10 protein-coding genes are annotated in these 11,730 nt (G+C 66.0%); 4 read left to right on the top strand and 6 right to left on the bottom strand.

All coding sequences use genetic code 11. The annotated features are described in order from the left end of the window. Positions 1–21: 21 nt before the first annotated feature. From ACUXVE_RS14445 to ACUXVE_RS14430, 4 genes are all read left to right on the top strand, one after another. Positions 22–582 carry an NADPH-dependent FMN reductase gene (locus tag ACUXVE_RS14445; RefSeq protein ID WP_117310797.1) on the top strand — a complete coding sequence of 187 codons (561 nt, stop codon included), beginning with the start codon at positions 22–24 and terminating at the stop codon, positions 580–582. A 214-nt stretch (positions 583–796) separates the two neighbouring features. Beyond that, positions 797–2,227 (top strand): replicative DNA helicase, encoded by a 1,431-nt coding sequence (locus ACUXVE_RS14440; protein WP_445514663.1) that lies wholly within the window; start codon positions 797–799, stop codon positions 2,225–2,227. Between the two features lie 163 nt (positions 2,228–2,390). Continuing rightward, entirely contained in the window at positions 2,391–2,603 is a 213-nt protein-coding gene (locus tag ACUXVE_RS14435) for a hypothetical protein (RefSeq protein WP_025876788.1), read from the top strand. A 17-nt stretch (positions 2,604–2,620) separates the two neighbouring features. Further along, complete coding sequence (locus tag ACUXVE_RS14430; protein ID WP_445514662.1) at positions 2,621–2,860, top strand: hypothetical protein; 240 nt, start codon at positions 2,621–2,623, stop codon at positions 2,858–2,860. A 28-nt stretch (positions 2,861–2,888) separates the two neighbouring features. Here ACUXVE_RS14430 and ACUXVE_RS14425 read toward each other — a convergent pair whose 3' ends face one another. The 6 genes from ACUXVE_RS14425 to ACUXVE_RS14400 form a co-directional block, all read right to left on the bottom strand. Then, the gene (locus ACUXVE_RS14425) at positions 2,889–3,299 is read right to left on the bottom strand and encodes a hypothetical protein (protein WP_445514661.1); all 411 of its coding nucleotides are present in this window, start codon (positions 3,297–3,299) and stop codon (positions 2,889–2,891) included. A gap of 163 nt (positions 3,300–3,462) precedes the next feature. Continuing rightward, on the bottom strand, positions 3,463–4,899 hold the full coding sequence (gene lpdA / locus ACUXVE_RS14420; protein ID WP_222388866.1) for a dihydrolipoyl dehydrogenase: 1,437 nt from the start codon (positions 4,897–4,899) through the stop codon (positions 3,463–3,465). A 63-nt stretch (positions 4,900–4,962) separates the two neighbouring features. Further along, a complete protein-coding gene (gene sucB / locus ACUXVE_RS14415) occupies positions 4,963–6,162 on the bottom strand; it encodes a dihydrolipoyllysine-residue succinyltransferase (RefSeq protein WP_025876796.1) in 1,200 nt (399 codons plus the stop codon). 39 nt (positions 6,163–6,201) lie between these two features. After that, positions 6,202–9,033 carry a 2-oxoglutarate dehydrogenase E1 component gene (locus ACUXVE_RS14410; protein ID WP_445514660.1) on the bottom strand — a complete coding sequence of 944 codons (2,832 nt, stop codon included), beginning with the start codon at positions 9,031–9,033 and terminating at the stop codon, positions 6,202–6,204. Between the two features lie 186 nt (positions 9,034–9,219). After that, a complete protein-coding gene (locus tag ACUXVE_RS14405) occupies positions 9,220–10,122 on the bottom strand; it encodes a GNAT family N-acetyltransferase (protein ID WP_445514659.1) in 903 nt (300 codons plus the stop codon). A gap of 3 nt (positions 10,123–10,125) precedes the next feature. Next, positions 10,126–11,523, bottom strand: a complete 1,398-nt coding sequence (locus ACUXVE_RS14400) for a ribosomal protein uL16 3-hydroxylase (RefSeq protein WP_445514658.1) — start codon at positions 11,521–11,523, stop codon at positions 10,126–10,128. Between the last annotated feature and the right edge of the window lie 207 nt (positions 11,524–11,730).

Below are 11,730 nucleotides of genomic sequence, written 5' to 3'. Positions count from 1 at the left end.
GCACGTGAGGAGTATGTCCTGATGTCCATCCCCACCATTGCTGTATTCGTCGGCAGCCTGCGCAAGGACTCATGCAACCGCAAGCTGGCCCGCGCGCTGGAGAAACTGGCCGGTGACAAGGCGCGCTTCCAGTACGTGCAGATCGGCGACCTGCCGCTGTACGACCAGGATTTCGACGCCAGCTACCCGGCGCAGGGCACGCGCCTGAAGGACCAGGTACGCGCCGCCGACGCCGTGCTGTTCGTGACCCCCGAGTACAACCGTTCCGTGCCGGGCGTGTTGAAGAATGCCATCGACATCGGCTCGCGCCCCTACGGCGACAGCGCTTTTGCGGGCAAGCCAGCGGCGGTGATCGGTGCTTCCATCGGCCAGATCGGCACGGCGGTGGCCCAGCAGCACCTGCGCAACAGCCTGGCCTTCCTGGACATGCACGTGCTTGGCCAGCCCGAGGCGTTCATCCACTTCAAGGATGGCCTGATCGATGCCGACGGCACGATCCACAACGAGGGCACGCAGACGTTCCTGCAGGGCTACGTAGACCGGTTCCTGGCCCTGATCGCGGTGCATGCCAAGGGCGATTGACGCCAGCAGCGGCGGTTACCATCTGCGATAATGGCCCGCTTCGGGCGTCGCAACGACGCCCGTCGCAGGCAATGCGACGCCCTTGCGCCAGTCTGGACAGGCTCAGGCGGATATCCCCCGTTCTTCCACGGCTTATCCACAGATTTGTCCATGGCCGCCGGGGTCGGCGCATGCCTACACTCGTCTGGCCCCTTTTTGCAGGAAACACCGCAGCATGTCCGCCCGTTCCGGCTTCCGTTCCAACCGCAGAGAGCGCGGCGATGGCTTCGATCGCGATCGCGATGAATCGCGTATCGACCAGTTGCGCGTGCCGCCGCATTCGGTGGAGGCCGAACAGGCGGTGCTGGGTGGCCTGATGCTGGCACCGGAGGCCTACGACCGGGTCAACGACCAGTTGACCGAGGGTGACTTCTACCGCCGCGATCACCAGATTATCTACCGGGCGATCCGCGAGCTGTCCGAGCGCGAGCGCCCCTTCGATGCGGTGACCCTGGGCGAGTGGTTCGAATCGCAGGGCAAGATGGAGCTGGTGGGCGATGGCGCCTATCTGATCGAACTGGCCAGCACCACGCCGTCGGCAGCCAATATCGTGGCCTATGCCGAGATCGTGCGCGACAAGGCGGTGCTGCGGCAGCTGATCCAGGTCGGCACCGACATCGTCAACGATGGTTTCCAGCCCGAGGGTCGCGACAGCAGCGAGTTGCTGTCCGCTGCGGAAAAGAGCGTATTTGCCATCGCCGAACAGGGCGCGCGCGGCCGTACCGACTTCGTGGCCATGCCCGGTGCGTTGAAGGACGCATTCGAAGAGCTGCGCAACCGCTTCGAGAATGGCGGCAACATCACCGGCCTGCCGACCGGCTATACCGATTTCGATGCGATGACCGCCGGCCTGCAGCCGACCGACCTGATCATCCTTGCTGCGCGTCCTGCGATGGGCAAGACCACCTTCGCCCTGAACATCGCCGAGTACGCGGCGATTAAGTCGAAGAAGGGCGTGGCGGTGTTCTCGATGGAAATGTCCGCATCGCAGCTGGCGATGCGCCTGATCTCGTCCAATGGCCGCATCAACGCCCAGCGCCTGCGTACCGGCCAGCTGGAGGACGAGGACTGGAGCCGGGTGACCGGTGCGATCAAGATGTTGAAGGAAACCAAGATCTTCATCGACGATACGCCGGGCGTGTCGCCGGAGATCCTGCGTTCCAAGTGCCGCCGCCTCAAGCGCGAGCACGACCTGGGCCTGATCGTGATCGACTACCTGCAGCTGATGAGCGTGCCGGGCAACAGCGAGAACCGCGCGACCGAAATTTCCGAGATTTCGCGTTCGCTGAAGGGCCTGGCCAAGGAACTGAACGTACCGGTCATTGCCCTGTCCCAGCTCAACCGCTCGCTGGAAACACGTACCGACAAGCGCCCGGTGATGGCCGACCTTCGCGAATCGGGCGCAATCGAGCAGGATGCGGACATGATCGTCTTCATCTACCGCGACGATTACTACAACAAGGAAAATTCGCCGGACAAGGGCCTGGCCGAGATCATCATCGGCAAGCACCGCGGTGGCCCCACCGGCTCGTGCAAGCTGAAGTTCTTCGGCGAATACACCCGTTTCGACAACCTGGCCCACGACTCGGTCGGTTCGTTCGAATAGCGCCGACGGCGTTACGGTAGCGCCGGGCCGTGCCCGGCGGATCTGCTCTCCAGCGGCAGGTTTCATCGCCCCGCAACCGGGTTTCGTCGCAAACCGTTTGCGGGCGACAGGGCAGGGCGGCAACGTGGTTGCAGGCGGCGGGGTGCCGCCGAGGGAGCCTCTGATGAAGACCTTGTTTGCGCTTGGTGTCTGGTGCCTGCTGTTCGTGCTGTGCTGGCCGTTGGCGATCCTGGCGCTGGTCGCCTGGCCGTTCGTGTGGCTGCTGAGCCTGCCGTTCCGCCTGCTCGGCATCACCTTCTCGGCACTGTTCGCCTTCCTGCGCGCGCTGTTCATGCTGCCGGCACGCCTGCTGGGCGGCGGCCCGGTGACCGCATGAGGCCGCTCGTCATTGCGATGGCGGCGCTGCTGGTGGCGGCGCCCGCGTTCGGCAAGGAACCGCAGTCGGTCTACCTGGAGCGCGGGCATGATCCTGCTTTGGCCGCCACCGCGGTGACTGCAGAGGATGCGCCCAAGCAATCCTGCCGGGTGGTGAAGGAGTGGAAGGCCGGGGAAACGGTCGTCCAGCACCGCATCTGTGACGATCCGCCGAAGAGGGCTGCCGCCAAGCCGGCGCCGCGGCCGATGCAGCGTTGATCCGCCATCTGCCGGTACGGCGGCGGCTTCAGGATGAGGGTGCCGCGGCGGCCGGCGGTGCCGGGAACACCTGTTCGCGCAGATCGCGGTAGACCATGATGATGCGGCCACGCGGGCGCACTACGAATTCAACCAGCAGCGGCGAGCCGGCGGTGGCTGCCGCCGGATGGGTCACCGTGCAGGGCTGCTTGATCCCACAGCGCCGCAGGGATACTTCCAGGCTGCCATCGCTGGCCGTGCGCACATCCGCGCCGGGTGAGTGGAAGAGCGTCTCGGCAGGCACGTGGTAGCGGATCAGCACGTCGCCATCGCGTTGCGGCATCACTTCGACCGGCTGCACCTCGGCTGCGCGGTAGTCGGTTCTGGGTGGGGTGGCATTGCACCCGGCCAAGGCGAAGCCGAGCAGCATCGGCAGGCGGCAGAAGCGGGACAGGTGCATGATCGTACGACTCCATGGAAATCGGCGGCGGCCACAGCATTCCCTGGCCGGTTGCATTGGGCCGGGTTGCAGGCGGGCGGTCAAGCGGCCAACAAAAAACCCCGCCGAGGCGGGGTTTTTCGTATCCAGCAACGCTGGCCAGTGGCCGGCACTACCCGATGGCTCAGTTCGCCTTGTGGATCGCGCGCTTGCTCACGGCCATCGCCGCGTCGTGCACCACTTCCGACAGCGACGGGTGGGCGTGGCAGATCCGCGCCAGGTCGTCGGCCGAACCGCTGAACTCCATGGTCAGCACGCCTTCGTGCACCAGCTCGGACACGTTGGCGCCCACCAGGTGCATGCCCAGGATGCGATCGGTTTCGGCGTGGGCCAGAACCTTCACGAAGCCTGCCGGCTCGATCATCGCCACGGCACGGCCGTTGGCGGCGAACGGGAAGCTGCCGGCCTTGTACGGGATGCCTTCGGCCTTCAGCTGCTGCTCGGTCTTGCCGACCCAGGCCAGCTCCGGCTCGGTGTAGATGACCCACGGAATGGTGTCGAAGTTGACGTGGCCCGGCAGGCCGGCGATCAGTTCGGCAACCGCGATGCCTTCCTCGAAGCCCTTGTGCGCCAGCATCGGGCCGCGCACGCAGTCACCGACCGCCCAGACGCCATTGACGCCGGTGTGGCAGTGCGCGTCGACTTCGATCTGGCCACGCTCGTTGATCTTGACGCCGGTACCTTCGGCCAGCAGGCCCTTGGTGGCGGCGCGACGGCCGACGGCCACCAGCAGCTTGTCCACGACCAGCGACTTCTCGCCTTCGGCGTCGGTGTAGGTCAGGGCGACTTCCTTCTTCTTGCCCTTGCCGGTCACTTCGGCCTTGGAGACCTTGGCGCCCAGGCGGATGTCCAGGCCCTGCTTCTTGAATTCCTTGGCGGCGGTCTTGGCCACTTCGGTATCGGCCGCAGCCAGGAAGTCCGGCAGCGCTTCCAGGATGGTCACTTCCGAACCCAGGCGCTTCCACACGCTGCCCAGTTCCAGGCCGATCACACCGGCGCCGATCACGGCCAGGCGCGCCGGCACTTCGGTGAAGTCCAGGCCGCCGACGTTGTCGACGATGGTTTCGCCGTCGAACCTGGCGAACGGCAGTTCGATCGAATCCGAACCGGCGGCGATGATGACGTTGGTGCCCTTCAGCTCGACGACCGAGCCGTCATGCTGGGTGACCTTGACCACGTTGCCCGGCTGCAGTTCGCCGAAGCCGTAATAGGCGGCGACCTTGTTGGCCTTGAACAGCATGGCGATGCCGCCGGTGAACTGCTTGACGATCTTGTCCTTGCGGCCAACCATCGCTTCGACGTCCATCTTGGCATCCTTGAAGCTGATGCCGTGGTCGCCAAAGATGTGGCCCATGTTCCAGAACTGGCGCGAGGAATCCAGCAGCGCCTTGGACGGGATGCAGCCCACGCGCAGGCAGGTGCCACCCAGGGCCGGCTTGCCGTCCTTGCCCAGCGCTGCGTCGATGCAGGCGGTCTTCAGGCCAAGCTGGGCCGCGCGGATGGCAGCGTGGTAACCGGCCGGGCCGGCACCGATGACGACGACGTCGAATTGTTCAGCCATTGAAATAGTCCTTGTTGCATTACCAGAACCCCTCCGCGCAGGCGCGGAGGGGCGGGAGGTCTCTTACAGGCCGAACAGCATGCGGCCCGGGTTTTCCAGCTGGTTCTTGATGTCCACCAGGAACTGCACCGAGTCCTTGCCGTCGATGATGCGGTGATCGTAGGACAGCGCCAGGTACATCATCGGCGCGATCACGACCTGGCCGTTCTGGGCGATCGGGCGCTCCTTGATGGCGTGCATGCCCAGGATGGCGCTCTGTGGCGGGTTGATGATCGGGGTCGACAGCAGCGAACCGAAGGTGCCGCCGTTGGTCACGGTGAAGGTGCCGCCCTGCAGTTCTTCCAGGCTCAGCTTGCCGTCACGGGCCTTCTTGGCGTAGTCGGCGATGGTCTTTTCGATGTCGGCGAACGACATGCGCTCGACGTTGCGCAGCACCGGCGTGACCAGGCCCTTCTCGGTCGACACGGCGATCGAGATGTCCGAGTAGCCGTGGTAGATGATGTCGTCGCCGTCGATGGAGGCATTGACCAGCGGGAAGCGCTGCAGCGCGTTGGCGGCGGCCTTCACGAAGAAGCTCATGAAGCCGAGCTTGATGCCGTGTGCCTTGACGAACTCGTCCTGCAGTTCCTTGCGCGCCGCCGACACCTTGGACAGGTCGACTTCGTTGAAGGTGGTCAGCATGGCGGTGGAGTTCTTCGACTCCATCAGGCGCTCGGCGATGCGCTTGCGGATGCGGGTCATCGGCACGCGTTCTTCCGGACGTGCGCCACCGGCCTTGCCGGCGCCGCCGTTGCGGGCGAAGTTGACGATGTCTTCCTTGGTGACGGCGCCGCGACGGCCGGTGCCGTCGACGTCGGCCGGGTTCACGCCTTCGGTGATGGCGGTGAAGCGGGCGCCCGGCGGCAGCGCGTCGGCAGCCGACTTGGCAGCCGGGGCCGGGGCAGCGGCGGCGGCCGGAGCAGCAGCGGCCGGAGCGGCCTCAGCCTTCTTCTCTTCGGCAGCCGGGGCCGGTGCAGCAGCCACGGCGCCTTCTTCGATGATCGCCACGACCTGGCTGGAAGTGACGGTGTCGCCTTCCTTGAACTTGATTTCCTTGATCACGCCATCGACCGGCGACGGCACTTCCAGGACGACCTTGTCGGTTTCCAGGTCAAGCAGGTTTTCGTCGCGCTTGACGGCGTCGCCCACCTTCTTGTGCCAGGTGGCGATGGTGCCGTCGGCGACGGATTCGGGCAGTACCGGGGCTTTGACTTCGGTGGCCATGCGGGAGCTTCCTGGTTTGTCTTCTAAATAGGGGGAGAGTTATTCAGCGAACGAGTCGTTGAACGGGTTGACCAGTGCATCGGCGACCAGCTGCTGCTGTTCGCGGACGTGGTCAGCCATGTGACCGGCAGCCGGCGAAGCCGAACGTGCGCGACCGGCGTAGTGCAGGTTCTGGCCATCGGCCAGGCAGAACTGCAGGTGGTGGCGGATCTGGTACCACGCGCCCTGGTTCTGCGGTTCTTCCTGCGTCCACACCACGTCGGTGGCCTTGCCGTACTTCTTCAGTTCGGCAGCCAGCAGCGCACGCGGGAACGGATACAGCTGCTCCACGCGGATGATCGCCACGTCGTCCTGGCCACGCTTGGTCTGGTCTTCCAGCAGGTCGTAGTAGACCTTGCCCGAGCACAGCACCACGCGCTTGACCTTCTTGGCATCTGCATTGGCATCGCCGATCAGGTGCTGGAACTCGCCATTGGCCAGCTCGTCCAGGGTCGACACGGCCAGCTTGTGGCGCAGCAGCGACTTGGGCGACATCACCACCAGCGGCTTGCGGGTGGTCAGGTGCTGCTGGCGACGCAGCATGTGGAAGGCCTGCGCCGGGGTCGACGGCACCACCACCAGCATGTTCTCCAGCGCGCACAGCTGCAGGAAGCGCTCCAGGCGCGCCGAGCTGTGTTCCGGGCCCTGACCTTCATAGCCATGCGGCAGCAGCAGGGTCAGGCCGGAGATGCGGCCCCACTTTGCTTCGCCGGCGGCGATGAACTGGTCGATCACCACCTGGGCGCCGTTGGCGAAGTCGCCGAACTGGCCCTCCCAGATGCACAGGGTGTTCGGATCGGTGGTCGAGAAACCGTACTCGTAGGCCATCACTGCTTCTTCGCTGAGCAGCGAATCGATGACGGTGGCCTTCTCCGGCGAATCCACCAGCTGCCGCAGCGGCAGGTAGTAGTTGTCGGTTTTCTGGTCGTGCAGGATCGCGTGGCGGTGGGTGAACGTACCGCGGCCGACGTCCTGGCCGACCAGGCGCAGCGCACTGCCTTCGTCCAGCAGGGTGGCGTAGGCCAGGTTCTCGGCAAAGCCCCAGTCGCCCGGGATCTCGCCGGCAGCCATCTTGCGGCGGTCGTCGTACACCTTGGACACGCGCGAGTGCAGCTGCACTTCTTCGGGCACGGTGTTGATCAGCTTGGCCAGCGCGACCAGCTTGTCCTTGTCGACCTTCGTCGACACCGGATCGGACAGCTTGCCTTCCAGCAGCTTGGGCCAATCAACGAACAGCGGGCTGGTCGGCGGGGTCTTTTCGACCTTGGCCAGCTCGGTGGTCACTTCACCGGCATCGAGCTTCTCGCGGTACGCATCGACCATCGCCTTGCCGGCGCCGGCGGCGATCACGCCTGCCTTTTCCAGCTGCTCGGCGTACATCTCGCGGGTGGTGGCGTGCTTGCGGATCACCTGGTACATCAGCGGCTGGGTGATCGCCGGCTCGTCGGCCTCGTTGTGGCCCCAACGGCGGTAGCACATCAGGTCGATGACCACGTCCTTGGCGAACTTCTGGCGGAACTCGAACGCCAGCTGCGCGGCGAACACCACCGCTTCCGGATCATCGCCGTTCACGTGCAGCACCGGGGCGGCAATCATCTTCGCCACGTCGGTGGCATAGCGCGTGGAGCGCGTGTCCTGCGGATTGGAGGTGGTGAAGCCGACCTGGTTGTTGACCACGATGTGCACGGTGCCGCCAACGGCGAAGCCGCGGGCCTGCGACATCTGGAACAGCTCCATGACCACGCCCTGGCCGGAGAAGGCCGCGTCGCCGTGGATCAGGATCGGCATCACCTGCTTGCGTGCGGTGTCCTTGCGGCGTTCCTGGCGCGAACGCACCGAGCCGGCAACCACCGGGTCGGCGATTTCCAGGTGCGACGGGTTGAACGCCAGGGCCAGATGCACCGGGCCACCCTCGGTGGCCACGTCGGCGGAGAAGCCCATGTGGTACTTCACATCGCCGGCCGAGGCGTGCTCGTCGTGCTCGAACTTGCCTTCGAATTCGTCGAACAGCTTGCGCGGGTTCTTGCCGAGGGTGTTGACCAGCACGTTCAGGCGGCCGCGGTGGGCCATGCCGATCACCACGTCCTTGACGCCATCCTTGCCGGCGCTGCGGATGATGGTGTCCATCATCGGGATCAGCGAGTCGCCGCCTTCCAGCGAGAAGCGCTTCTGGCCGACGTACTTGGTGTGCAGGTAGCGCTCGAGGCCTTCGGCGGCGGTCAGGCGCTCCAGCGTGCGGCGCTGGGTGTCAGCGTCCAGCTGGTAGTTGCCACCGGCCAGTTCCAGCTTCTTGTAGATCCACTGGCGCTGCTCGACCTCGGAGATGTGCATGAACTCCGCACCGATCGAACCGGTGTAGGTCGCCTTCAGGCGCGCCAGCAGGTCACGCAGCTTCATGCGCGGCTGGCCACCCACGCCGCCGGTGCTGAACTCGCTGTTGAGGTCAGTATCGGACAGGTTGTGGAAGGGCAGGCCGAGGTCCGGGGTGTTGACCGGCGCGGCCAGGCCCAGCGGGTCCAGGCGGGCGTCCAGATGACCACGCGAACGGTAGGCGGTGATCAGACGACCGACATTGCGCTCGCGCTCATCGCCTGCACCGGTGCCGGTGCCTGCTTTCAGCGCATCCTTGGCCGCGTCCGCGATGTGGGAAATGACGGCCGAGTGCGGAATGTCGCCCGCTTCGCGGCCCTTGAAGCCGTCGAAGTAGGTTTTCCATTTGGGATCGACACTATCCGGGGAGACCAGGTACTGCTCGTACAGGTCCTCGACATAGGAGGCGTTGCCGCCGGCGAGTTGCGAAGATTGCGCAAACTGCTTCAGTTGATTGTCCACGATGGAGGGTGCTGATTCGCTTTGTGGGGTATGGCTTCAGAAGGACCCGGCACGAAGATGAATAGCCATGCACGGGCGCGTTCAAACGGCCAAATTGTACCCCCATCCGGACACGAAGGGGCAGCGACGAGGGCATCGGGCGTCCCCCGGTGTCGGTCCCAGACAGGTTGAGCGCACCGGTCGCGGTCAGATGCCGAGTGCGCGCAATTCGCTGCATTCGCGCGAACGGTCCCAGACACGCTGCAATTGCTGCTCGAACGGCTGCGAACGTGCCGGCAGCGCGATTGCCGATTCGCCGTCGAGGCGATGGCCGATGAGACGAAAGTAGAAGTCGCCTGCATCGTTGAGCAGGCAGGCCGAGGCCAGGGCGCGATCGATCGGATCGGCGACCTCGCGGAACTGGATCACACTGGGAAGGCGCTGGAACAGCGCCAGCAGCGGCGCACCGGCGCTGGCGATGGCTGCGGCGTCATGCACGATCACCCGCAGCTGCTTGTCGTGACGGGCGGTGACGAAGCGGCGCAGGGCTGCCTGTACCGGTGGCGCGTCCAGCAGGCCGGGGTCCAGCTGCCGGCTGTGCAGCCACAACCGGCGGCGGGCGCGATGGATGATCGCCGTGGTGATCGCCACCGCTTCGGCGCGGCTGTCGATGGCGGAAACGGCCTGCAGCCGGCGCCGCATCTGCTGGTGGCCGATGCCGGCTTCTTCGAATTCGGGGCCATCAGGAAGGAGCCCCTGGCGGGCGTAGAAGTCGCGTGCCGGCAGCTGCGCATGCAGGTGCAGCTCGGCCAGGCCGAGCTCGCGCCCAGCCTGCACCAGTGCCTCAAGCAGGGCCTCGCCAACGCCGTGGCCGCGATACGCCGCCAGCACCGCCATGCGGCCGATGCGGCCATCCGGCGCCAGCCGCCCGGTGCCGACCGGCTGCCCGTCGGCATCCAGTGCCAGCACGTGGGCACAGACCGGGTCCAGGGCATCGCGTTCGAGGGCGGCGTCGATGCCCTGTTCCTGCACGAACACCCGCTGGCGCACGTCGTGGATGGCGACGTGGGCCTCGGCGTGACTGACCTGCTGGACCCGCAGCGGGCTCATGGCTCAGCCGCGGCCGGGGTCGCTGTCGTCCTCGTCGTGGTCATCGAAGTTGACGATCACTTCAATGCCGTCGTCGTGCACGGTCACCAGATGGACGTCATCGGACATCGAGTCAGCCTCGATCACCTCGACCTGCTCGTGGCCCTCGATCACTTCACCCAGCACCTCTTCCTCCTCGTCGGCGTACACCTCGTTCGGATCGATCAGCTGGAACACGCCGCCGACCAGCAACTGCTGGACCACCGCACGGCCCTTGTCGGACAGGCCGCGGTAGGCGGCGGCGTCGAGCTGCTCGGCACCTGCCAGGCGCTGCGCGTCCTTGACCGGCAGGGCGAAGTCCTGGCCACTGACATACAGGCTGGCACCGCGCTTGGCCCGGCGCCAGGCCAGGCGCGCCCACGGGTGGCGCTGCAGCAGCAGGCCCGACTGCAGGGCCTCCAGCACTTCTTCCTGCGGCGGCGCGGCCTGGTGGGCCATCACCTCGCCGGCGGCGCGGTAGGTGGTGATGAAGCGGCCGAACCAGTCACCCAGCTTGTCCGGATCGTTCATGCGGATGGCGTTGAGCGCGGTGATCACCCGCGCCATCGCCACGGTGTCGATTTCGTTCGGGTCGGCCGGCGCCTTCAGGTCGGCGTCCTGGTAGCGGATGTTCTCGTCGGCGTCGGCGATCAACGTGTCCAGGTAGTCACTGATCAGCTCGGCCGAAGACGGTGCGCGCATGCCGAACGAGAACGTCAGGCACGGGTCTTCGGCAACGCCGTGATGCGGCACGTTCGGCGGCAGGTACAGCATGTCGCCCGGCGCCAGCACCCAGTCATGGGTCGGCTTGAACACTTCCAGCAGCTTCAGTTCCACGTCGGGGCGGAAGCCCAGCGGCGGGCGCTTGCCCTTGATCGATTCACTGGCATCGATCTGCCAGCGGCGGTGGCCGTGGGCCTGCAGCAGGAACACGTCGTACTGGTCGACATGGGCACCGACCGAGCCCCCGGTAGTGGCGAAGCTGATCATCACATCGTCCATGCGCCAGCGCGGCAGGAAGCTGAAGTGTTCGATCAGGGCGCGCACATCCTTGTCCCATTTGTCCACGTCCTGCACCAGCAGGGTCCAGTCGTGGTCGGGCAGGGCGGGGAAGATCTCTTCCTGGAACGGGCCGCTGCGCACGCGCCAGCTGTCCTGGGCCTTGTCGTGCTCGATCAGGCGGGCCAGCACGCCCTCTTCGCAGGCCAGGCCGGCCAGGTCTTCCGGCTGTACCGGGGTCTGGAAATCCGGGAAGGCATTGCGGATCAGCAGCGGGCGTTTCTGCCAGAAGTCACGCAGGAAGGTGGCCGGTGCCATGCCCAGCGGCTGGCCGCGGCGGGCGGTGACTTCGATCAGGGGAGAGGAGGACTTGCGGGCGGCCATGGGGGAGTTCCTTGCAGCGGAAAGCGGGAGGGGCGGCGTGGCGGGCCGCCAAGGGTTCCATTGTCCGACGTTCGATGGGATTGCGCACGTGTGCTGGTTTGTCGCGGGGTCCGGCCAACGGCTGAGCCCCTCGTGGCGGGGGTCGAAAGCAAAAGCTGGGATTGGCCGGGCGGGTGGGCTGCGCGGGGGACGCTGCAAGTACGTCCC

The sequence above is a fragment of the Stenotrophomonas sp. 3(2025) genome, assembly GCF_052665395.1.
This window is presented reverse-complemented; position numbering and strand designations above follow the sequence as displayed.